Source organism: Devosia litorisediminis (genome assembly GCF_018334155.1).
GTDB lineage: Bacteria > Pseudomonadota > Alphaproteobacteria > Rhizobiales > Devosiaceae > Devosia > Devosia litorisediminis.
Genome location: NZ_JAGXTP010000001.1, coordinates 1,854,386 through 1,877,234, shown reverse-complemented (window position 1 = coordinate 1,877,234; position 22,849 = coordinate 1,854,386). Strand labels below are relative to the sequence as shown.

The window sequence follows — 22,849 nt, the reverse complement described above, 5'->3', positions numbered from 1 at the left end:
CCGCTCAAGGCTGGCCGCTGGTGTCGTGGGCGGTCCGCGCGATCACGGCGCTGCGGTCCGAATAGCGAACCGTGACCGTCATGCTACCCTCATTGAGCAGCCATTTGTTGATCGTGTAGCTGCGCAGTCCCGCCTTGTGGAATGGGTCGGCATTGGCGATGGCGCGCGCCTCGTCGATAGTGGCGGCGCGCAGGATGATCATGCCGGCATAGGGCACGTCCGAATTCTGCTGAAACAGGGGGCCGGCGCCGAACAGCTTGCCTTCGCGCTCCAGTTGCACCTGATAGTCCAGGTGTTCGGGCAGCATGGCTTGGATCTGCGGCGAGCGGGCCGGGGTGGTGGTGACCACAAACAGCTCCTGGCGGAGCATGGCGGCGGTCAGTTCATCCGGGGTCTTCTCGATCATGGGTTCAGGCTCCAATTGGGGTAACCCCGGGCGTGTGAAAGGGACCGGCCGAAACGGCCGATCCCCTGTTTTCTCTTAGTTCTTCTCGATGCCTGCAGCATCAACAACGGCAGTCCACACAGCGATCTGGTGTTCGATCATGCCGCGCATTTCTTCGCCCGAGTTTGGCTTGGGGAATGCGCCCAGAGCCACGATGCGGTCAGCAACTTCGGGATTGGCCAGAGCTGCATGCACGGCGCTGCGAACCTTTTCGACAATCGCGGGGTCAACGCCGGCAGGCATGCCCACGCCAGTCCACGACACGATGTCCAGGCCCGGTGCGACAGTGTTGGACAGCGATGGCACATCCGACATTGTTGGCCATGGATCCTTGGACGACACGGCCAGCAGGTCGAACTCGCCGCCTTCAGCCTGTGGTGCAACCACGGTGCCGGTATCGATCACGACATCAACTTCGCCGCCCAGCAGGGCAGTCGCAGCAGCCGCACCGCCCTTATAGGGGATGTGGATGAAGTCGGCGCCGGTTTCCATATCCATCAGCTCGCCGGTCAGATGCTGTGTCGAGCCCACACCGGAGTGACCAATCTTGAGCGTACCGGGTGCGGCCTTGGCCTGGGCGATCAGGTCTTCGATCGAGTCAAATGCACCAGCGCGCGCCGCCACAAAGAACGGGAACTGGCCAATGGTCGACACGAAGGTGAAGTCTTCGATCGGATCAAATGGCTGCTCATTGTAGAGCGCCGCGGACACGGCGTGACCGCCAACCATCAGCTGGATGGTGTAGCCGTCGGGCTCGGCCTTGGACACAAAGTCCGAGGCGACATTGCCGCCTGCACCTGGCTTGGATTCAACCACGACAGGCTGACCCAGCGTCTTGGACATGTCTTCGCCGATGATACGGGCCACGGTGTCGGCATTGCCGCCCGCGCCGAAGCCGATGATGAACCGGATCGAGCGTGATGGATAATCATCCTGTGCGAAGGCAGTACCTGCCATCATCGCCAAGATTGGCGCAGCCATTACCAGTTTTTTGAACATGTTAGTCCTCTCCCAATTGTGGACGGTCTTGGTGATATTGCGACTGGCCTCAGACCGATGAAAGGCCGGAATGTCTTCACGAATGGTTCGGCTTTCTGCGTGCCTTGATGCTCGAGAAGACGGTAAAACCGATGAGGGCGACGGCACACGCAACCAGCACACCGCTGATCGGGCGCGTCACGAAGATGCTGAAATCGCCGCTATAGAGCAGCATGCTGCGCCGGAAGTTCTCTTCCAGCATGGGGCCCAGAACGAAGCCGAGCAGCACTGGAGCAGGTTCGAAGCGGAACTGCTTCATGACGTAACCCATCAGGCCGAACACCAGCGTCAGCGCGACGTCGATGACACTGCTGCGCAGCGAATAGACACCCACGCAGATCAGCAGCACGATGACCGGGTACAGCCGGTAATAGGGGATGCTGAGCAGGCGGACCCAGATGCCGACCAGCGGCACATTGATCAGCAGCAGGATGATGTTGCCGACAAAGAAGCTGGCGATCACGCCCCAGAACAGGGTTGGCTCGTCCACGATCATGCGGGGGCCGGGAACAACACCGTTCAGGATCAGTGCGCCAATGATCAGCGCCATCACCGCATCACCGGGAATACCCAGGGTCAGGGTCGGGATGAAGCTGGTCTGTGCAGCAGCGTTGTTGGAGGCTTCGGGCGCCGCCAGGCCGGGCAAGTGCCCCGTGCCGAACTTCTCTGGCGTCTTTGAAACGCGGCGCTCCAGCGCATAGGCCATGAACGAGGAGATCGCGGCACCCGTGCCGGGCAGGGCGCCGAAAAAGGCGCCAACGCCCGATCCGCGCAGAATGGGGGCAGCCATCTCGCGCATTTCGGCACGGTTGGGGAAGATGTCGCGCAGCGTCAGATTGATATGCGGCTTGGGTGGCTCGGTCTTGCTGGCATTGCGGATGATCTCGGAAAGGCCGAACAGGCCCATCGCCAGCGATACCAGGCTAATGCCATCGGCTAGATCCGGCACGAACACGAAACGGTACTGGCCGGTATTGATATCGGAGCCCACCATGCCCAGCGCGATGCCCAGAATGGCCATGGCGAAGGCACGCAGATGCGAGCCCGAGCTGATCAGTGACGCAGCAACCAGACCAAGCGCTACCAGCATGGTGTATTCAGGCGCGCCAAACTGCAGCGCCAGGGCAGCCATGGGAATGGCGGCCAGCACCACAACGGCAACACCGAACATGCTGCCCAGAAACGATGAGATCGCCGTGGTGAGCAGGGCAAAGCCGGCCCGGCCACGTTGGGCCAGCGGATAGCCCTCAATGCAGGTCACCACCGAAGAAGGGGTACCCGGCAGGTTGAGCAGGATCGAGGCGATGGCCCCACCATATTGCGACCCGTAGTAGATGCCGGCCAGCAGGATCACCGAGGTGGTCGCGTCCAGATAGAACGTCACCGGCAGCAGCAGGGAAATGGCGGTAATCGCACCGACGCCGGGCAACACGCCGATCACCTGTCCGAGCAGCACACCGAAAAACGCGTACATCAGCACTTCTGGCTGCAGCACGATCGACAGGCCCATGAAGAATTGTTCAGCCATCGCCCTATCTCCCAAATGCCGAGATCGGCAGGCCAAGTGCCACAATGAACAGCAGCCAGCCACACAACGTAACCACGACTGAATAGACCAGCGTGCCCAAAATGGACGTGCGGCTATTGGCCTGCGTGGAGATGAGAACGGCACCGAACATGGCTGGCACCAGGCCGCCGCGCGTGATCACCGCACCAAAGACAATCACCGAGGCGGAGATCAGGATCAGTGCCCGCCAGTGGGGCGGGGCGCCCTTGCTCAGGCCGGTGTCGCGCAGATCGGCCAGCAGGACCGCGGCCCCCATGATCATCAGCCCGATGGCGATGACATGAGGCATGAAGCCTGGGCCCATCTGGCTGACACTGCCGGTCGGATAGGACCAGGATATGCCCAGCATGGCGGCGCCGAATACGATCACTGTGGCGCCGCTGATAAGGCGGCGCCAGAGTGATATTGTGGGCCGATCGGTGTCCTGCAACGTATTTCTCCTCCCAGAGAATTTGCCCGTGGCTATGAAGCGTCCTCGAGAGGGCGCGGTGCCGCGACCCCAAGTTGCTCAGCGAGGGCAGTCAGGCGTTTGTGGGTTCCTGCAGCCAGACGAATGCCGTCGCGCTGGCGCTGCTGTGCCGTCCTGAAGCCGCGTTCACCGGGCATCAGAATGGCATCAACGCCCGCAGCGCGAGGCAACTGGCGCAGATTGGTTGCCAGCCGGTCAATTTCATTGCGGAAGGCTGCGCCGTCGCCAAAGGCCGAAACCTTGATCGCCAGGGCCAGCCCGTTCATCCGCGCCGTGCCGCCTTCAAGCGCCGCAGCGATCACCGGATTGGCCACCAGAATGCTCGAAAGAACCTCGATCATCAGCGACAGACCCGAGCCTTTCGGCCCGCCCAGTGGCGTCAGCGTTTTGACGCTGGCGGGGTCTTCGGTGGCAAGGCCCTGATCGTCCAGGCCCCAATTGTCGGGTATTGATGTACCGGCATCCTTGGCCAGCATGATCTTGCCCAGCGCAGCGGTCGATGTGGACATGTCGAGCAGCAGCGGATCGCCGCCCGAGGGCGCCGCAATGGTCAGCGGATTGGTCGACACTCCCGAAACCTTGGCGCCGTGATAGGCCATCAAGGGGCCCGATGCGGTCATCACAATGCCCACATAGCCGCGCTGTGCGGCTTCGAGGGCATAATAACCGACCGCGCCGGCATGAGTGATATTGCGCGCCGAGCACCAGCCAATGCCCAGACCCGAAGCGATTTCGACCGCCTGGGTCATCGCCGCCACCATGGCGCTGGCGCCGGGTGCATTGCCCGCTTCAAGAATGGCGGTCGCGCCGTCACGCTGGATTACCAGCGGCTCAGCGACGGGGTTGATGATCCCCTGCTGCACCATTTCGAGATAGCGCGGAATGCGGAGCACGCCGTGCGAATCCGCACCGCGGGCATTGGCCCAGACCAGCACCTTGGCGGTCTGCTCGGCATGGCCGGGGGCAAACCCGCCCGCCGACAGCAGAGCCGCCGCAAAGTGTTCAAGATCCTGGGGGCTATAGCAGCTCATCAGGCACCCTTTGCCAGTGGCGTGGGGAAGTGCTTGTCGAGCCATGCCTGCACCAGCGAGCGGGTGTGGGGCGCGTCTTCATCCGATAGCGGGAAGTGCGATACACCGGTCGGGATCATCAGTTCGGCATTCTTGCCGGCCTTTTCGAACAGCCGGATCGACTGCTCCATCGGGGTGATCACGTCATTGGCGGTATGGAACAGCAGCAGCGGGCGCGGCGCGATATTGGCGACAACATCGTCGGCCCGGAAGGAGTACATGCTCAGCGCGGTTTCCACGGGCACTTCAAACTGCGCCTTGGGCGACAGGTTGGCGCGCAGCTCTTCGGGAATCGGCACCACATCGAAGCGCGAGACCCACAGGCTTTCGCCCGTCTCTTCCTTCTGCTTGCGGCCGCGATCGAGAATGTCGGTAAAGCGCGCCCACGCTTCGGGCGTTGGATGCTGACCGCGGAACTTGCGCTCGCCATCACCCCAGCCGCAGAACGAAACCACCGCTGCAATGCGTTCGTCGATGCCGCCGGCAAAGATGGCCACGGCAGCACCAAAGCTGTGCCCGGTCACGCCAATCCGTTCGGCATCAACCTCTTCGCGCTCGGCGATGAAGGTCAGGGCATTCTTGGTATCGGCAACCTGGTCAAAGCAGCGAACCTCGCCACGCGCGCCTTCGCTCTCGCCGCAACCGCGGAAATCGATGCGGAACGCACAATAGCCCATATCCTCGATCATCCGCGCGACAAGTTCGACATGCGACTTGTCCTTGGTGCCCACAAAGCCGTGCAGCACGATGAAGGTTGGCAGTTTCTGGCCCGGCTTGCGCCCTGCCGGAACGTGCAACACGCCCGACAGCTTGAGGCCGTCTGACATGAAACTCAGTGGGTATTCCATGGCATTTCCTTTCCGGTGGCGTGCGAGTGAGCCGGAGTTTGACTAGGCAATTGCCGCATCCTTTTGCGTTGCGACCTGAATAATGGCGTTCAGGCGTGTGAGGTGGGCGCTCAGGAAATCGCGCGTCACCTGATCAGTGACGGTGCCTGCGGCCACGTGGACCTTGCTCCTGGCCCCCGCGACCTGCACTTCGGGCTTGGCCATGATGACCATGTCCTGCGAGTGCAGAACGTGGCGCAGGCTTTCATGCACGCGTGCACCGCCCAGAATGCCGGGCGAAACGCTCCAGATTGCCACGGGCATGCCTTCAAGCGGATTGGGCTTGAGGCGGGAGACCCAGTCGATCGCATTCTTCAGGCCACCCGGGATCGACCAGTTATATTCCGGTGTCACGATGAGCAGGGCATCAATGCCTGCCAATGCATCGGCCAGCGCCGAAACGGCGGCTGGCATGCCTTCGTCAAGCACGTCCTGATTGAACAGGGGCAGGGTGCCCGGATTGGGCATCAGCACGACGTCGAGCCCTTCGGGCGCCAGATCAGTCGCCGAACGGGCGACAGCGCGCGATAGCGACGCCTTGCGCAGTGATCCTTCTAATACGCCAAGTGTTGGCATCGGTATTCCTTCAACAATAGTGGGGCGCGCCGCGGTCAGGCAGCAGGCTTGGCGTAGGGGAAGCTGTGGGCAAGCCAGGGCGCGGGGGCCGGTGTGCCCCACACATTCATCACGCGGACATTTTCCGGGCGCTTGAGCGCGGTAATGATATTGGGCTCGTAATTGTCGTCGTCCGCTACCATGGCCATGCCGCTGGCGAGCTCGACCATCGCGCCGCAGGCGTCGATGTAATAGGCATAGGTATTGTCACCCGGACGGTGACGCCCCGGACCCCAGATGAACTCCTTGCCGACGGTATCCAGACGATCACCCAGACGGCAGTAATCGCCAAATTCAGCCAGTTCGAACGAGTAGTGGTGTACGCCGGTAGGGCCGCGAACAATGCCCAGAATGTGGTGCAGCTGATTGCCGCCGCGCATCCAGCTCAGGCTGTCATCGACCATCTTCTCGGTCAGGCGCAGGCCCATGATCTGCTCAAGCTGCGTGCGGGTCTCGGCAGGTTCTGGCGAGGTCAGGTTGATATGGTCAAGCCGCACAGCGCCCACGCCGGCGCTATAGTGGCGGCGATCATAGATCTTGTCGGCAATCGGGGTGTGGATCTCGAAAGTGTGGCCCTGCGGCGTCACGAACACGATGCCCGCAGCACAGCAATCCAGAGTTGGCTTTTCCGAAATTAGTCGGCAACCGGCATCTGCCACGCGGCTGGCCGCTTCGGCGACTGCATCGGTCGAGACAGCTTCAAAGCCGATGGAACGGACCGAATTTTCGGCCGCCTTGTGCAGCACCAGTTCGGCCTGTCGGCCATTGGACGACAACCATGTCTGGTTGTCAGTGCGGCGGGTGACGTGCAGGCCGAGGATGTCGGTCGCTTCGCTAACCAGCTCATCCATAACCGTTACGTTCAGCTGGATATGGCCAATTGCATTTACCAGATAGCTCAAAACACCCTCCCGGTGGCGCAAACTCGAATTCTTGAAGCGGTGTAACATACACATTCCACACTCGCAATTATTTTCGAAACTTTGCCCATGATTGAAAGAAGGGCGTCGTTTCGGGCGACTTTGCGGGCTGCTGGTGTGGCCTGTTTGTGCCCTACGAGACCTCTACAGCCACGCGATTGGCGAGCAGGCCAAGTCCGTCGATCTCGACTTCCACCAGATCGCCGGGGGTAAGGAATTCCTGTGGCGTGCGCGTGGCGCCAAAGCCCTTGCAGGTGCCGGTCACGATGACGTCGCCAGGCTCCAGCGGGGTGAATGTGGAGATGTAGGAAATCAGATAGGGCACGTCGAAGATCATGCGCGATGTGTCTGTGCGCTGCTTTTCCACGCCATTGACGCGGGTCACCAGCGACAGCCCATCGGGCGGCAGCGACAAGGCGTCGCTGCTTACCATCCATGGCCCGAAGGCGCCCGTGCCGACAAAATTCTTGCCCGGCGTGAACTGGTGGCTGTGGCGCTGCCAGTCGCGTACGCTGCCATCATTGTAGATGGCGTAGCCCGCCACATGAGACTGCGCCTCTTCGCGGGCAATATGGCGTCCGCCCTTGCCGATGATCACCGCCAGTTCGCCCTCATAATCCAGCTTCTGCGAAGACCGTGGCTGGATCAGGGGGGCGCCATGGCCAATCTGGGAAGCGGGCAGCCGCAGGAACAGCACGGGATAATCGGGCTTGTCGTCACGATCCTGACCCGGTTCATAATAGTTGAGCGCCGCCATCACGATCTTGTCGGGATTGGGGATGACCGGCGCCAGTGTCACCGTTTCCAGTGCAACCGCTGCGGGCAGAGCGGCCAGCGACGCGGCATCCGGATACCCAGCAGCGATGTAGCTGCGTAAATCGGGGAACTGCGCGCCCAGATGCTGTCCCAGATCGACAATGCCGGATTCCCCCAGCATGCCCCAGGAGGAGATGCCGTCGTGGACAAAGGAAAGGTAGCGCATTCGAAATCCTCAAATGTTTCGAAAATAAAGCTATAATGGAATGGGCGTGAAGTGAAACCCATGTCGATGAGTTTGCTCGGATTTTTCCAGAGCGGCCCGCAAAACCCGTACCCTTCGTGGTTTTCGAAAATCTGATTGACGTTGAAAGTTTCGAAAATATGACTTATTCAGGTGGACCGTTTGCAGCCAGAGCTAAGGGGAATAGCCCTGACCGAGGATCTCAAAAGAGCCGGACGTCGTGAAACTCAGCGGATCGAGCCATCCGCCGGACGCGATATTGTGGCGCGTTTGCGCGATGACATTGTCAGCAATGTCTTTTTGCCGGATTCAAAGCTCAAATTCGCTGATCTGACCAAGCGCTATGAGGTCGGCATTGGCACCTTGCGCGAGGCACTTTCGCAACTGGTATCGGAGGGTTTCGTTACCGTTGAGGTCGGCAAGGGCTTCAAGGTCGCCCAGGTATCGCGCGAGGAACTCATCGAGGTCACGGACTATTATGTGGATCTCGAAAAGCGGGCTCTGGCCGATTCAATTGCCCATGGTGACGACGTGTGGGAAAGCCAGATCGTGGCGGCCCATCACCGGCTGAGCATCATTGAAAGCCTGCCCTGGTCACAGCGCATGGAGCGACACACCGAATGGGTGCAGCGCCATCGCGAATTCCATGAGTCACTGGTGGCTGCCTGTCAGGGGCGCTGGTTGTTTCGCCTGCGCACCATGATGTTCGATCAGCTTGATCGCTATCGGTTCCTGGCCAAGATGCAGCCCGAAGGCATGGGCAAGACCAAGTTCAAGGAACATGGTCTGATCATGCAGGCGGTCGTTGCGCGCGATGTCGCCAAGGCCACCCAGCTGATTGAGGATCATATCCGCGATACGACCAAGGCTGGCCTGAAAAACCTCTAGTCGAAGCTTACAGGCATGTGAGCCCCCGCATGCAGCGAGGGCTCTTTTTCTGGCGGCAGATTACCAGTCGAACTGCTTGGACAGCGACAACTTGAACGTGCGGCCCGAAGAGCGGTCCGGTGTCTGGTTGTCGCGGTAATCGGCGTTCAGCACATTGTCGATCGAGGCGCGAACCTCCGTGCCGGCCAGCACGCCCGATGTCGGCTTCCATGACGAGAACAGATCAAAGCTCATATAGCCCGGCGTGCTCTTGTCGCTGCCGCTTGCTGGGGTCACACCGGTTTCGGTAGCCGCGGCGAAAACCGCTTTGACACCATATTCAAGCCCGAACTCAGGCTCACGGCCGCCGACCGTCACCGCCAGCTTGTGAGCCGGGATCGAGGTGAGGGCATCGCCCGTGGTGTCGTCCGTGCCCACGGTGGCGCTATAGGCCACGCGACCGAACAGACGCTCGGATTCATAGGCGCCTTCAACTTCCACGCCATAGATCGTGGCTTCACCGATATTGCGATAATAGGTGTTGCCCGCAACAGCTGGCGATGACTCGATCATGTCCGTCAGATCGCTGTAAAAGCCCGTGATCTTGACGCTGGCCTGATCCCCATCCTGCACCAGCTCATAGCCCGACAGGGCAAAACCGGCCTCAAACGAGTTCGAGCTTTCCTTTTTCAGGTTCAGGCTCGGGCTCTTGCCCGGCGTGCGGCCCGTGGTGGAATACTGGTAGCGCTCGTCCAGTGTCGGCATGCGCTGGGTATGGGCGACAGAACCAAATACCGAGACATTGTCATTGATATCATAGAGCGCCGCCAGCTTGGGCGAGACCGCGAAATCATTGATGTCGTATTCCCCCTGCGTGGTGCGCTTGGGCGTCTGGAACGCGAAGTCGCCACGCACGCCGGCGATCAGGGTCAGCCGCTCGTCATAGATGGCTTCATCCTGCACAAACAGCCCGAGCCGCTTTTCCTGACCTTCGGGATGGGTGGTGATACCCGCGGTTCCGCCGCCGCGCGTGGAATTGGCGGTCCGCTCCTGAAACGAGCCCTGCACGCCATAGGTCAGGTAGTGCACCCAGGCGCCGGTATCGAATTCCGAGGTGTTCTCGATATTGGCCTGCCAGGTGCGATAGCCGTAATCAGCATCGCCAATGGCGCCCAGAAGGGTTGCTGAATTGCTCTGCGACACGGTCGTGTCCGAGAACGACAGATTGACCTTCAGATCGACCCATGGATTGTCGCTATCGGCGTTTTCGTAGGCCAGCACGGCCGTCTGGTCGAGCACCTTGCGATCGACATTGCCGAACATGGCCGAGGTGCCGGTCTGGGCATAGGCCTGATCTTCGGCATCGCTGCTCCAACGCTGATAGGACAGGCGCAGTACCTGTTCGTCATTGTCGCCGAAATGCGCGGTCCCCTTGATCAGCCCGGACAGTGACTGGAAGTCTGACCCTGACAGCGCTTCACCATTGGCCAGCGTGATCTCATCGGCGCGCCGCCAATTGCCTGCTGCCAGAACTTCAAACGTGTCACTGATCTGCTGCGCCAGTATGCCTGACACCAGCGTACCATTGCCGTTGGAGCTGTATTGCGTCTTGAGCCGCGCCGCGCCGGTCTTGTCATAGCCGATGAAGTCCGAGGCATCCTTGGTGGTGAAGTTGATCACCCCGCCCAGGGCGCCTGAACCGTACAGCGTTGACGAGGCAGGGCCACGCAGTACTTCGACCTGCTTGTACAACTCGGGGTCCGAGAAGAAAGAGCCCATACGGTACTGCTCATAGAACTTCTTGGCACCGTCAACATTGACCACGATGCGCGCTTCATCGCCCGAGGTCTCAGCTGTCCCGATGCCGCGAATGTTGAACGATTCACCCAGCACGCGCTCGGAGCCGATCAGGGTGACGCCCGGCACGGTGTCCAGCACATCGCCAATGCTGGTAGCCTGGGCGGCGTCGATATCGTCCTGATTGACCACCGTCACAGCCTGCGGCGTGTCGATCGCGATCTTGGGTGCGCCGGCACCGATGACCAGCCGCTCCAGAATTGTGATGTTCGTCGTATTCACGCCGACGGACTGCGCGGCAACCGCCTGCATTCCCACCACGCCCAATGCTGCGCCGCACATCAGTGCAGTCGCCTGTGACCTGACCAGCCCCATTCGTATTCTCCAGAATTCTAGTGTTTTTTGGATTGGCTGGCTGTTGGCTGGCTGCAGGGGAATGTGTCTTTTTTAATATGACTTGAACAATCACCTATTGCCTCCTCTAGATAACATGAGTAATAGAGTCAACAAATAGTGAGCCCCCGCGACACCCTGTCCCGGACACCGCAGACCCGAGTTGACGAGACATTTGTGACGACAAGAACCGCCCAGCCACTCCGTGCCGAACCCGCCGAATCTGAAGGGCAGGGGCACCGCATTTTCACGACCGCCGAGTTGTTTGGCGGCGATGACGAGATCGTCGTGCTGCACAACGGCGCGCCCTATCGCCTGCGGATCACCCGCCAGGACAAACTCATTCTGACCAAATAGGCCATGACAATGACCCAACTGCCTGCCGTCAAATCCCCAGCGCAAATTCGTGAGCTGCGTGCCCGACATCCTGAGATGCGCGAGCGTGATTTCGCCCGCATTCACGCCATTTCCGAGGCCGAACTGGTGGCAGCCCAGGTGGGCACCACTGCCATTCGCCTGCGCCCGGATGTCGATACTTTGCTCAACGGGCTGCAGGCCTGTGGCGAGGTCATGGCCTTGACCCGCAACGAAAGCGCCGTGCACGAAAAGATCGGGCCCGTCGAAAAAGTGGTGATCGGCGCGCGCGCGTCCATGGTTCTCGGTGAGCAGATCGACCTGCGTGTCTTCCCGTCGCGCTGGGCCTTCGGATTTGCGGTCGAAAAGGCAGGCGAGGCGGGCGCAGTGCGGCGCTCACTGCAGTTCTTTGACCCCCAGGGCATGGCCATCCACAAGGTGCATGCGCGCCCCGACACCAATACGGATGCCTGGAACGAACTGATCGACAAGCTGCGCCATGCCGAGCAGGACGATGCGATCTCGCTGGCAGCCCCCCAGACGCCTGAGCCCAAGGGCGAGCCGGGCAGCCTCGCCGAGCTGCGCGAGCGGTGGTCGGCCATGACTGATACCCATCAGTTCTTCGGCCTGCTTCAGGCGCTCAACCTGCCGCGTCTCGATGCGCTCGAAATGGTGGGGGATGACTACGCCTTCCAGCTCGACCATGCTTCTGTGGCATCCATGTTTGACGCTTCGGTCGCTGCAGAATTGCCCATCATGGCTTTTGTCGGCAATCCCGGCTGCATCCAGATCCACTCAGGCCCGGTCAAGACCATCAAGACCATGGGCCCCTGGCTCAACGTGATGGACGACACCTTCCATCTGCACCTGCGCCTCGACCAGATTGCCTCGGTCTGGGCCGTGCGCAAGCCCACCTCGGATGGTCACGTGAGCTCGGTGGAAGTTTATGACGCCGACCGCGAACTCATCATTCAGTTCTTCGGCAAACGCCAGGAGGGTCACGATGAACGGGCTGGCTGGCGCGCCATCGTAGAAGCCCTGCCGCTTTTTGATCAATCCAACGCTGCGTGAGATTTTCATGACCTTGTCTTTCCGCCATACCGGCATCATTGCTGCCACTCTCGCCACGCTCGTGCTGCCCACAGCCGCCCAGGATCTGCACGCGTTTCAAGACAGCTCCCGGCTGGTTTCCATTGGCGGCTCGCTGACCGAAATCATCTACGCGCTGGGTGAAGAGGATCGTCTGGTCGCCCGCGATCAGACCGCGCTTTATCCTGCCGCCGCCGCCGCACTCCCCGATGTCGGCTACATGCGACGCCTGGCGCCCGAGGGCGTGCTGTCGGTTGGCCCCACCGCCTTGCTGGTGGTTGAAGGCAGTGGCCCGCCCGAGGCGCTCGAAGTGCTGGTCGATGCCGGGGTTGAATACCAGACAGTGCCAGAGAGCTTCAGCGCCGAAGGAATCCTGACCAAGGTGCGTGCCGTGGGGCAGGCCCTTGATGTTACCGACAAGGCGGAGGCACTCGCCAGCGAACTGGACGCAGCGCTCAAGGCCGTTCAGGCCCGTACCGCCGATCTGACCGACCGCAAGCGCGTGCTGTTCGTGCTCTCGGTCGAAGGGGGCAAGATCCAGGCCTCGGGTACCGATACCGCCGCCAATGGCATTATCGAGCTGGCCGGGGCCCTCAACGCCATCACCGAATATCCCGGCTACAAGGCGCTGACCGAAGAGGCGATCATCGCCGCGGCGCCCGACGTCATCCTGATGATGGAGCGCGGCGAAGACCATAGCGCCATTGATGCCGATCTGTTCGGCAATCCGGCCATCGCCCTGACGCCCGCCGGGCGCGATCATGCCATCATCCGGCTTGAAGGCTCCTATCTGCTGGGCTTTGGTCCCCGCGCGCCGCAGGCCGTTACCGATCTCGTCGACGCGCTCTACGGCGAGTAGCGCAGGTGGCAATAGTGTCTTTTGCGCAGGTTGCGGCGCATGCGCCCGCGGGTGATCGCAGCAGTCTGGGCCGCATCACGGTTCTGGCGCTGATCGGGCTCTTGCTGGTCGCCATGGTCATTTCCATGACCACGGGCGCCTCCGGGGCCTCCACCCTGAACGTCATCGGCGCCTGGTTCGGCCAGGTGCCCGACAGCCAGACCCAGGCCGTGCGCGACTATGCGGTGATCTACAATATCCGCCTGCCGCGCATGTTGCTCGGCATGCTGATCGGCGCCGCACTGGCGGTATCCGGCCTGCTCATGCAGGGTCTGTTCCGCAACCCGCTCGCCGATCCCGGACTGGTCGGCGTGTCGGCCGGGGCAGGGCTCGGTGCTGTCAGCATTATTGTGCTGGGCACCACCGCCCTGGCGCCGCTGACCGCATTTCTGGGCATCTATACCCTGCAACTGGCGTCATTTGTCGGTGGCCTTGTCACCACCTTCATCCTCTATCGCGTGGCCACGCGCAGCGGGCAGACCGCCATTGCCACCATGCTGCTGGCCGGTATCGCCCTTGGCGCGCTGGCTGGCGCGGTGACGGGGGTGATGGTCTACATCGCCACCGACAGCCAGCTGCGCGACCTCACCTTCTGGGGTCTCGGTTCGCTCTCGGGTGCCAACTGGACCAAGATCATGGCCTCTGGCCCGATCATCATTGCCGCGCTCGCGGTTTCTGCTTTCCTCGCCAAGGGCCTCAATGCCCTGACGCTGGGCGAGGCGACAGCGGGCCATCTCGGCATTCCGGTCCAGCGTTTCAAGCGGGTTGTGGTGGTGACGGTTGCCGCCGCCACCGGCGCTTCTGTCGCGGTCAGCGGTGGCATCGGCTTTGTCGGCATCGTCGTGCCGCATCTGCTGCGCCTCGTGATCGGGCCCGACCACCGCTATCTGCTGCCCGCCACCGCGCTGCTGGGTGCTTCGTTCCTGTTGCTGGCCGATGCGGTCAGTCGCGTCATCGTGGCCCCGGCCGAGTTGCCCATCGGCATCGTCACCGCGGCCGTCGGTGGCCCGTTCTTCCTGTGGATCCTGCTGCGCAAACGCGCCGCCTTTGCCTGGTGACATGATGATTTCCGTCAACAAGATTTCTGTCGATATCGGCCCCCGGCGCATCCTCGAGGATGTCAGCTTCACCGCACGGCCCGGCCAGCTCACGGTGGTGATCGGCCCCAATGGGTCGGGAAAATCCACCCTGGTCAAGGCGCTGTGCCGCGATCACGCCTATGGTGGCTCGATCACGATCAATGGCCGTGACATGGCCTGCATGTCGCTGGCCACCGCAGCCACCCTGCGCGCGGTGCTGCCGCAATCGAGCAATCTGCCGTTCCCCTACACCGTGCGCGAAGTGGTCGCCATGGGGCTGACGGCAGGTCGCCCCGGCATCGCCTTGCCCGGCCTGCGCCATCTGCCCGATGATGCCTTGCAGCGCGTTGATCTCGCCGGCTTTGGCGGCCGCTTCTATGGCGAGCTTTCTGGCGGCGAACAGCAGCGCGTGCAACTGGCGCGGGTCATCTGCCAGGTCTGGAAACCCGTGCTCGACGGCGAGCCGCGCTACCTGTTTCTCGATGAGCCGGTCTCGAGCCTGGATATCAAGCACCAGCTGATGATCATGGATGTGGCACGCCAGTTCGCCAATGCCGGCGGCGGCGTCATTGCTATCCTGCACGATCTCAATTTGGCGGCCATGTATGCCGACAAGATCGTGGCGCTGCGTGATGGCCGGGTGGCGGGGATGGGCGACCCCGCCGCGGTGCTGCGTGACGATCTGATCGCCGCGGTATTCGATTGTCCCATGCGGGTCGGTGCGCTGCCCCCACACGCTGCCCCCTTCGTTTTGCCGCAGTCCGTGCAGCGCGCGGGCGAGCAGACTCTTTCCAGCAAGGTTGCCTGATGATCCGACTGTTTTACACCTGCCTGATTGGCGCGCTCACCCTCGTACCAGCACACGCGCAGCAAACGCCGCCACCAGCCGCGTTGACGCTCGAACTCAATGCGCTGCAGGCCAGTGACACCGCCTGCCGGGTGAGTTTTCTGGCCACCAATGGTCTGGACGGCACAATTGATCGGGCCGCGGTGGAAGTGGCCTTCTTCACCACTGATGGTGCCATTGACCGTATCGTCACGCTCGACTTTAAGGGCCTGACCCAGGGCAAGACCAAGGTGCTGCAGTTCGAACTGGCGGATCTGCCATGCACCGCGATTGGCCGGCTGCTGATCAACGATATTGCCGCCTGTGAAGGGCAGGCCATTGCTGCCACCGCGTGCCTTGCCGGGCTCGTTACGACCAGCCGGCCCGACATCACCTTTGGCATCTGAGGCAAAACACCATGACTGCTGCCCCCGCCCATGATTTTTCCATGTTCGCCCTGTTCATGCAGGCTGACTGGGTCGTCAAATCGGTGATGATCGGCCTGCTCATTGCCTCGATCTATGTCTGGGCCATCATCGCCAACCGTCTGGCGGCCTACCGTGCCGCCCGGCGCGACATGGCAGCCTTCGATCGGGCATTTGCGGGCGCGCCATCGCTGGCGGCCCTGCGGGCAGATTATGCCGGTGCCGATCCGGCCGGGCTCTCCGCGGTGTTTCTGGCGGCCATGGAGGAATGGGACAAGAGCCACGCCGCTCAGGCGGCCACCACCATGGGGCTGCAAAGTCGCCTCGAAATCGCCCTGGACCTAGCGGTCAGCGAACAGAGCGCCCAGCTCGAAAAGCGCCTTGGCTTCCTTGCTACCATTGGCAGCGCCGGGCCTTTTGTCGGGCTGTTCGGCACGGTCTGGGGCATCATGAATGCTTTCACCGCCATTGCCGCAGCCGAAAACACCAGCCTGGCGGTCGTCGCGCCCGGCATTGCCGAAGCGTTGCTGGCAACGGCGCTGGGGCTGTTGGCGGCTATTCCCGCCGTTGTCGCCTACAACAAGCTCAGCGCCGATTCCGGTAAGTTGATTGCCCGGCTAGAAGGCTTTGCGGATCGTCTTGTCGCGCTGATGTCGCGGCAGCTGGACGCCGGAAAGGCGCTCTGATGGGCATGGCACTGGGCAGCAAGGCCAGGCGCAGTCGGGGCCGGGCACCGATCAGCGACATCAACATCACCCCCATGGTCGATGTGATGCTGGTACTGCTGATTGTCTTTATGGTCGCCGCGCCCCTGATGACCACCGGCGTGCCAATTGATTTGCCGCAGAGCAAGGCGCAGGCAATGCCCTTGCAGTCAAAGCCCATCACCATCACCGTCGAGTCCGCCGGCGCACTGTCCATCGACGGTGAGCCCGTTACGTTCGATGCGCTGGTCACCACCATTGCCGGGCTCGCTGGCGACGGCACCGATGAACGGCTCTATGTGCGCGGCGACACCAACACGGCCTATGGCACCATCATGGAAGTGATGGGCGAACTGGCCGGTGCCGGCTACGCCCGCATCGGTCTGGTAACAGCACCCCAGAGGACGCCCTAGACCATGCGCTATGCCCTGTCTGGCTCAGCGCTGGTGCATGTCGGTATTTTCGGCGTCGCGCTGATCGGCTTTACCTGGCCACAACCCGATGACGCGCCAGCCCCCGGTGCGGTCACCATCGATATCGTGACCATGGCGACGGTCTCGACCAATCAAAACGCCACCATCGAGAGCACGGCCAGCAAGAATCTGGTGTCCTCGGGCACCCAGGCGGTGCAGAGCGCCGCTATCGAGCCCATTCCAACTCAAAGCCTGCAGCCGAACCAGCCGGAGCAGCCGGCTCCACAGCCCCAGGCCACCGAACCATTGCCCCCGGTCACCCCTGTCCCCGCCGCGACCGTTCTGGCCACGGCTTCAGCCTTGATCGAAACCCTCGACGTGGTCCCCTTGGTGTCCAGTGCGATGGCCAGCGAGCCGGTCACGCCTGCGCTCATGCCGGTGAGCGCAACGCTTGAGCCGGTCTCAACGGCTGACCTCAATGCCGCGCCCGTGCCCCACACGCTCAGCTTTGAGCGGCCGTCCGAACCCACACAGCGCCCCCGCCAACAGCCCAAACCACAGGCCGTGGCGGCCCGGAGCGCGGGCAATGGTGGCTCCAACAATGCCGATACCGCCGCGGGTAAGACCAGCGCCGGTCAGCAAGGTGGCACAGGCGGCGGTGGCAGCGCCGATATCGCCCCCTGGGAGCGTCAGGTCCGGCGGGCTCTGGCCAATGCCCAGCGCTATCCACGCAGCGCCAAGGGTGCCACCGGTGATGTCATGGTCCGCTTCAATGTCTCTGCTTCCGGTGCGCTCTCATCACTGCGCATCACCGCTTCCTCGGGCAATGCGGCGCTCGATCAGGCCGCGCTCGACGCAGTGACCCGCGCTGCGCCGTTCCCACCGCTGCCGCAGGGGCTCGGCGTCTCTCACCAGACGGTGCAGATACCCCTCGCTTTCAGGCGCAACTAGGGACAACTCAATGCTCCAGGACACGCCGTTCGCGCGAAATAACTGCTTAGTGCACATGTCCGGCAAAAAACGGGCTTGCCTCAAAACGCCACCTTCTCTATGTCTCCGCGCAGTCGGGGCGTAGCGCAGCCTGGTAGCGCATTTGTCTGGGGGACAAAGGGTCGTGGGTTCGAATCCCGCCGCTCCGACCATCACACTCTTTACGGCCGGTTTTATACCGCGCCCAGCTCGATCACGAAGGCTGGACCGTCGGAGTTTGCCTGATGCCTTTGACATCCCAGGATATTGAACCAGCGCTGCAGCTTTGGCCGGCCCTGAGCGGGGCGCGCACCGAGCTGGTCAATTACTCGGAAAACCACACCTTCAAGATCGACACGCTCGACAATCGCTGCTTCAGCCTGCGCATTCATCGCACCGGCTACCAGTCGGTGCAGTCGATCGAAAGCGAGCTGGCCTGGCTTCAGGCGTTGCGTCGGGATACCGATCTTCCCGTGCCCGAACCGGTTCCCAGCTCGGCTGGCAAGCTGCTGGAAAACTTTACTGGCCGCGACGGGACACAGCGCATGGCTGTGCTGTTCCGCCATATTCCCGGCATTGAGCCAACACCCGAGAGTAATCTTGGCGAATTGTTTGGTACGCTAGGAACTTATGCGGCGACCTTACATCAACACGTGACCCAGTGGGACCGCCCGGCCAGCTTTGAGCGCCAGAGTTGGCGAGCGGGCTCAATTCTCGATGTCGAAGGCACCTGGGGTGACTGGCGGGCCGCGCCCGGCATCAATGCCAGCAATCGCGCCGTACTGGACAGTCTGGACGCCGCGCTCTGGCAGCGTCTGGGCGATTATGGCATTGGTGCCGATCGTTACGGGTTGATCCATGCCGATATGCGGCTGGGCAATGTGCTGGTGGATGGCGACCACGTCGCGCTGATCGATTTCGACGATTGCGGTTTCTGCTGGTTCACCTACGATTTTGCCGCAGCCATCTCGTTTCATGAGACCAACCCGGCCATTCCTGCCCTAAAGGCCGCCTGGCTGGAACGCTATCAGGCCGTTCGGCCACTCTCGGCCGAAGACATTGCCTCGATCGATTCCATGATCATGCTGCGGCGTATGGCGCTGCTCGCATGGATCGGCTCACACGCCGAAACCAAGCTGGCTCAATTGCACATGCCCGGCTTTGCAGACGGCACCGCCGAATTGGCAGAACGTTATCTGCGCGGCGCCATCTGGCCGCAATAAGCTGCAGCCAACCCGTCAGTCTCAGGCGCGAACCTGCTGTTCGCGCAGGATGATGAACAGGCTGCTGCCGATGATAATCGCCGCGCCCAGATAGGCTGTCTCGGCGGGAACCTCGTCCCAGATCAACCAGCCCAGCAAGGTTGCCCAGAGCAGGGATGTATAGTCGAACGGCGCAACCACCGCCGCTGGCGCAAAGCGGAACGCCTGTGTCATCATGGTGATCCCGGCCGTGCCGAACACCGCAATGCCGATAAACAGCCAGATATGCTCGGCCATGGGTGTCACCCAGAAGAACGGCGTGATCAATGCGCTAAGCAGGGCGCCAGCGCCAACCAGATACAGCATCAGCGTCCACATGCTCTCGCGCGGGTCCACCCAGCGCGAACTGATCATCAACAGCGCGTAGAACAGCGCCGTGGCTAGCGGAAACAGCGAAGCAGCCTGAAAGGTCTCAGGGCCGGGGCGCACCACCACCAGTACGCCAACGAACCCCACCAGCACCGCCAGCCAGCGTCGCCAACCTACCTGTTCCTTGAGCACCAGCGCCGATAGCGCGGTGATGAAGGCGGGGGCGGTGAACACCAGAATGGTCGCTTCGGCCAGCTCCAGATAGCGCAGGCCGGAGAAGAACAGCACCGCCGCACACAGCCAGACGATCCCCCGTAGCAGATGCGCTGCGGGACGATGGGAGCGCAGGGCGTGGGCCCCACCCATCTTGAAGGCGATCAGCGCCGCAATCGGCAGGGCGATCAGATTGCGCAGGAACAGGATCTGGACGGGCGAGTAAAACTGCGTCAGCGTCTTGGCGATGGCGTCATTCACGCACAGGCACGCCACCCCGACACACATCAAGGCTATGCCCACGCTCGCTTGCGAGCGTACGCCAGTTGTCGTCGCTGTCATGCAGCCTCCTCGCGGCCGCACGCGCGACCGATTCCCGATCTCAACCTATCATGCGGAGGCGGCAAGTCAGGCCTAGATCAGCATTCTCTCGCGCGCCACGCTGCCCCGTGGGTCGTTCTTGATCGCGCTGGAAATGCCCAAGATCAGCCCGGCGATGAGATACCAGTGGCGCCAGTGATCGCTGTCGATAATCGCCGACTCTGCAACCAGCATGGTGAACGTTCCCATCAGCGGGATCATCATCAGCCGATAGGGGGAGGGGCGTGCCAGAGCGGCTGTGCCGCGCCACAATGTCAGAATGATCAGCAGGTAATACATCGCGCCGCCGCCCCAACCATATACGTGCATCACCGACACATAGACATTGTGCGGTTCTTCACGGATACGCAGATTGGCGAACTCGTGCGGCCCCAGCCCCAGCGGATTGTCCAGCGCCAGTTCGAACGCATAGGCCTGTCGGCCAAAGCGCCCCGTTGCGCCGGAATCATAGTTCTGTCCTGCCGCCCGGACTTCGAACAGCGACTGCACCGAGGGAATGCTGAGCAGCCCGGCCAGCGCCACCACCAGCATCGCTGCGCCCAGCAGCGACATGATCATGATGCGCACCTTGTCGCGTGCCGCCGCTTCAAGCACGAAGCACAGTCCCAGCACGATGATCGATGAAAACGCAAAATGCCCCCAGGCCGCGCGCGAGAAGCTCACGAACACGCCGACGAACAGCACCATGTAGATCGCCCCCGCCCAGAACTGCATGCGACCACGCCCCAGCAGCACACGCTGCAGCGCATACATGGCCGGCAGGATCAGGAAGGGGCCATAAACATTAGGATCGTTGAAAGTCGCCTTGGCGCGACCATAACGCAGAAAGATATCAGCGCCCGGTATCAGCCTCAGATAGGCCAGCGTGCCCACGATCGCGCAGATCACCGCTGCCGCCGTATAGGCGCGCATCACGATGCGCATGCGGCGCTCGGTGTCTCCGGCGACATAATTGGCGATGAAATAGCTGGTCAGCAGCAGGAAGATGGTGACGATCGAAAAGATCAGCGCGTCGCTGATCGGGGTGAAGCGCACTTGAAAACACGCCACCAGCGCGAATGGCGTAAAGGCCACCAGCAGCGCCAGCAGTCCAAAGGTTGAGCGGTAGATCCCCATGCCCGCCACAAAGGCCAGCGGTAGCACGACCAGAAACGTCAGCTCGTAGGGCGAGGGCTCAAACAGCACCAGCCCGCCGGTGAAGATCCAGATCCCCACCATCATGTCGAGCAGGCTCATGGCGCGGCCACGAACAAACGCCAGTCCCGCCCCGGCGGAGCCGGTCACGCCAGCGCCATCCATGGTGCCGCTCTGGGTCAATAGGCATTCTCGTTCTTGGAGACCAGCGACACCGGCGTCATCAGCACGATGTAGAGATCAAACAGGATCGACCAGTGCTCGATATAATACAGGTCGTGGTTCACGCGCTGCATGATCTTGTCGATGGTGTCGGTTTCCCCGCGCCAGCCATTGATCTGCGCCCAGCCGGTCATGCCGGGCTTGACGCGATGGCGGGCGAAATAGCCCTCCACAGCCTCGTAATATAGCTGATTGTCGGCCTTGGCCTGCAGCGCATGCGGGCGCGGGCCAACGATGGACAACTCGCCCTTGAGCACGTTGAACAGCTGCGGCAGCTCGTCGATCGAGGTCTTGCGGATGAACTTGCCGACCCGGGTGACGCGCGCGTCATTGCGGGTCACCTGCCGGGACGCGGTCAGATCAGCCATGTCATCGCGCATCGAGCGGAACTTGTAGATGCTGATCAGCTCATTGTTGAAGCCGTGTCGCTTCTGCCGGAAGAACACCGGCCCCTTGCTCTCGAGCTTGATCGCAATGGCTGTGACGATCATGACCGGCGACAGCAGCGCCAGCGCGGTGATCGCCACCAGCTTGTCGAACACCCATTTGAACACCAGGTTCCAGTCCGAAATCGGCCGGTCGGCCATGTCGAACACGGCGATGTCGCCAACATAGGAATAGGCCTTGTTGGTGAATTTGAGCTTGCTCATATGTGCCGATAGCCGAATGTCGACCGGCAGCACCCAGAGCTGGGTCAGCATGTCGAGCACGCGCTTTTCGGCCGATAACGGCATCGACACGATCACCAGATCAACCGAGGTGCGACGGGCAAATTCGATCAGGTCGGCGACCTTGCCCAGCTTGGGCACGCCCGCCACGCTCTCGGGCGAACGATTGTCGATGCGGTCATCGAACAGGCCCAGCAGCGAAATGTCGTTGCTGGCACTGGCACGCACCTGGTCGATCAGCGTTTCGGCATCGCTGCCGCCGCCAACAATAACCGTACGCCGCCGCAGTCGGCCCTGCTGGGTCCAGCGCATCACCATGGCGCGCAGCCCCATGCGATAGCCAATCAGCAGAACGGCGCCGCCGACAAACCAGCCCGCCAGCCAGACCCGCGAAAACAGGTCGCTTGCTTTGAAAAAGAAGATGCCCACGGCCAGTACCACCATCACGAGGGTCCATCCGCCCAGCACGCGGCTGAGCTGGTTGAAAATGGTGCGATAGGCCGTGATGCGATGGGCACGCGCCGCGTTGAACAGCACATTGGCCAACAGACATGCCGCCAGGATCACCGGGACATAAAATGTCGGCTGCCCCAGTTCCACGTAGAACGCGTAGATCCCATAGCCCAGCGTGGCCAGCAGCAGCGCTTCCACCACCTGGGCCACACCCACCACCACGGCGCCGGATATGATCCGTTCGGCCGGTGCGGCGATGATGGCCTCCGCCTGTGGCGAGAGTTCACGATCGGCATTGCCTGCCGCTTTTTGCTTATTTGCATGTTCAAGCAGAGCCTGCTTGGGGTCGACACGATACATGGGAACGCTACCAGTATGGGAA

24 protein-coding genes and 1 tRNA gene are annotated in these 22,849 nt (G+C 61.9%); 12 read left to right on the top strand and 13 right to left on the bottom strand.

The genetic code is table 11. The features are described from left to right. Positions 1-4 precede the first annotated feature (4 nt). From KD146_RS09000 to KD146_RS08960, 9 genes are all read right to left on the bottom strand, one after another. Entirely contained in the window at positions 5-406 is a 402-nt protein-coding gene (locus KD146_RS09000; protein ID WP_212658342.1) for a YciI family protein, read from the bottom strand. A 75-nt stretch (positions 407-481) separates the two neighbouring features. Then, on the bottom strand, positions 482-1,444 hold the full coding sequence (locus tag KD146_RS08995; protein ID WP_212658341.1) for a Bug family tripartite tricarboxylate transporter substrate binding protein: 963 nt from the start codon (positions 1,442-1,444) through the stop codon (positions 482-484). Between the two features lie 76 nt (positions 1,445-1,520). After that, positions 1,521-3,011, bottom strand: a complete 1,491-nt coding sequence (locus KD146_RS08990) for a tripartite tricarboxylate transporter permease (protein ID WP_212658340.1) — start codon at positions 3,009-3,011, stop codon at positions 1,521-1,523. Positions 3,012-3,015: 4 nt separating this feature from the next. Further along, complete coding sequence (locus KD146_RS08985; RefSeq protein WP_212658339.1) at positions 3,016-3,480, bottom strand: tripartite tricarboxylate transporter TctB family protein; 465 nt, start codon at positions 3,478-3,480, stop codon at positions 3,016-3,018. Positions 3,481-3,512: 32 nt separating this feature from the next. After that, positions 3,513-4,550: an Ldh family oxidoreductase gene (locus KD146_RS08980; RefSeq protein WP_212658338.1), complete on the bottom strand. Its 1,038-nt coding sequence runs from the start codon at positions 4,548-4,550 to the stop codon at positions 3,513-3,515. Continuing rightward, positions 4,550-5,437 carry an alpha/beta hydrolase gene (locus tag KD146_RS08975; protein WP_212658337.1) on the bottom strand — a complete coding sequence of 296 codons (888 nt, stop codon included), beginning with the start codon at positions 5,435-5,437 and terminating at the stop codon, positions 4,550-4,552. The genes KD146_RS08980 and KD146_RS08975 overlap by 1 nt, the downstream gene beginning before the upstream one ends. 42 nt (positions 5,438-5,479) lie before the next feature. Further along, complete coding sequence (locus KD146_RS08970) at positions 5,480-6,052, bottom strand: NADPH-dependent FMN reductase (RefSeq protein ID WP_212658336.1); 573 nt, start codon at positions 6,050-6,052, stop codon at positions 5,480-5,482. Between the two features lie 35 nt (positions 6,053-6,087). Next, a complete protein-coding gene (locus KD146_RS08965; RefSeq protein WP_212658335.1) occupies positions 6,088-6,993 on the bottom strand; it encodes a VOC family protein in 906 nt (301 codons plus the stop codon). 151 nt (positions 6,994-7,144) lie between these two features. Beyond that, positions 7,145-7,993, bottom strand: coding sequence for a fumarylacetoacetate hydrolase family protein (locus KD146_RS08960; protein WP_212658334.1), 849 nt, complete (start codon positions 7,991-7,993; stop codon positions 7,145-7,147). Between the two features lie 171 nt (positions 7,994-8,164). Between KD146_RS08960 and KD146_RS08955 the strand changes: the two genes are divergently transcribed. Beyond that, positions 8,165-8,899, top strand: a complete 735-nt coding sequence (locus KD146_RS08955) for a GntR family transcriptional regulator (protein ID WP_212658333.1) — start codon at positions 8,165-8,167, stop codon at positions 8,897-8,899. 60 nt (positions 8,900-8,959) lie between these two features. On the opposite strand, the gene KD146_RS08950 is transcribed toward KD146_RS08955, so the two are convergent. Continuing rightward, positions 8,960-11,050: a TonB-dependent receptor domain-containing protein gene (locus KD146_RS08950; RefSeq protein WP_249327626.1), complete on the bottom strand. Its 2,091-nt coding sequence runs from the start codon at positions 11,048-11,050 to the stop codon at positions 8,960-8,962. A 195-nt stretch (positions 11,051-11,245) separates the two neighbouring features. Here KD146_RS08950 and hemP point away from each other — a divergent pair, with 195 nt between their 5' ends. The 11 genes from hemP to KD146_RS08895 all read left to right on the top strand — a co-directional run bounded on the left by hemP (position 11,246) and on the right by KD146_RS08895 (position 19,048). Beyond that, complete coding sequence (hemP, locus tag KD146_RS18480; RefSeq protein ID WP_212658332.1) at positions 11,246-11,425, top strand: hemin uptake protein HemP; 180 nt, start codon at positions 11,246-11,248, stop codon at positions 11,423-11,425. A gap of 3 nt (positions 11,426-11,428) precedes the next feature. Next, complete coding sequence (locus tag KD146_RS08940; protein ID WP_212658331.1) at positions 11,429-12,493, top strand: hemin-degrading factor; 1,065 nt, start codon at positions 11,429-11,431, stop codon at positions 12,491-12,493. 7 nt (positions 12,494-12,500) lie between these two features. Continuing rightward, positions 12,501-13,370 (top strand): heme/hemin ABC transporter substrate-binding protein, encoded by an 870-nt coding sequence (locus tag KD146_RS08935; RefSeq protein WP_212658330.1) that lies wholly within the window; start codon positions 12,501-12,503, stop codon positions 13,368-13,370. 5 nt (positions 13,371-13,375) lie between these two features. After that, the gene (locus KD146_RS08930) at positions 13,376-14,467 is read left to right on the top strand and encodes a FecCD family ABC transporter permease (RefSeq protein ID WP_427857066.1); all 1,092 of its coding nucleotides are present in this window, start codon (positions 13,376-13,378) and stop codon (positions 14,465-14,467) included. Between the two features lie 4 nt (positions 14,468-14,471). Beyond that, a complete protein-coding gene (locus tag KD146_RS08925) occupies positions 14,472-15,296 on the top strand; it encodes a heme ABC transporter ATP-binding protein (RefSeq protein WP_212659168.1) in 825 nt (274 codons plus the stop codon). Beyond that, the gene (locus KD146_RS08920) at positions 15,296-15,721 is read left to right on the top strand and encodes a hypothetical protein (RefSeq protein ID WP_212658329.1); all 426 of its coding nucleotides are present in this window, start codon (positions 15,296-15,298) and stop codon (positions 15,719-15,721) included. The genes KD146_RS08925 and KD146_RS08920 overlap by 1 nt, the downstream gene beginning before the upstream one ends. 11 nt (positions 15,722-15,732) lie before the next feature. Further along, positions 15,733-16,425 (top strand): protein TolQ, encoded by a 693-nt coding sequence (gene tolQ, locus KD146_RS08915; protein ID WP_212658328.1) that lies wholly within the window; start codon positions 15,733-15,735, stop codon positions 16,423-16,425. After that, a complete protein-coding gene (locus KD146_RS08910) occupies positions 16,425-16,856 on the top strand; it encodes an ExbD/TolR family protein (protein ID WP_212658327.1) in 432 nt (143 codons plus the stop codon). Before tolQ ends, KD146_RS08910 begins: the two co-directional genes overlap by 1 nt. A 3-nt stretch (positions 16,857-16,859) precedes the next feature. Next, positions 16,860-17,807 (top strand): energy transducer TonB family protein, encoded by a 948-nt coding sequence (locus tag KD146_RS08905; RefSeq protein ID WP_212658326.1) that lies wholly within the window; start codon positions 16,860-16,862, stop codon positions 17,805-17,807. A gap of 114 nt (positions 17,808-17,921) precedes the next feature. After that, a tRNA-Pro gene (locus KD146_RS08900) sits at positions 17,922-17,998 on the top strand. Positions 17,999-18,070: 72 nt separating this feature from the next. Next, a complete protein-coding gene (locus tag KD146_RS08895; RefSeq protein ID WP_212658325.1) occupies positions 18,071-19,048 on the top strand; it encodes a phosphotransferase enzyme family protein in 978 nt (325 codons plus the stop codon). A 21-nt stretch (positions 19,049-19,069) separates the two neighbouring features. Here the strand turns inward: KD146_RS08895 and KD146_RS08890 are convergent, their stop codons facing one another. The 3 genes from KD146_RS08890 to KD146_RS08880 all read right to left on the bottom strand — a co-directional run bounded on the left by KD146_RS08890 (position 19,070) and on the right by KD146_RS08880 (position 22,827). Then, positions 19,070-19,951, bottom strand: a complete 882-nt coding sequence (locus KD146_RS08890; RefSeq protein WP_212658324.1) for a DMT family transporter — start codon at positions 19,949-19,951, stop codon at positions 19,070-19,072. Between the two features lie 72 nt (positions 19,952-20,023). After that, positions 20,024-21,307 carry an O-antigen ligase family protein gene (locus tag KD146_RS08885; protein WP_212658323.1) on the bottom strand — a complete coding sequence of 428 codons (1,284 nt, stop codon included), beginning with the start codon at positions 21,305-21,307 and terminating at the stop codon, positions 20,024-20,026. After that, a complete protein-coding gene (locus tag KD146_RS08880) occupies positions 21,304-22,827 on the bottom strand; it encodes an undecaprenyl-phosphate glucose phosphotransferase (RefSeq protein WP_212658322.1) in 1,524 nt (507 codons plus the stop codon). Before KD146_RS08880 ends, KD146_RS08885 begins: the two co-directional genes overlap by 4 nt. Positions 22,828-22,849 lie beyond the last annotated feature (22 nt).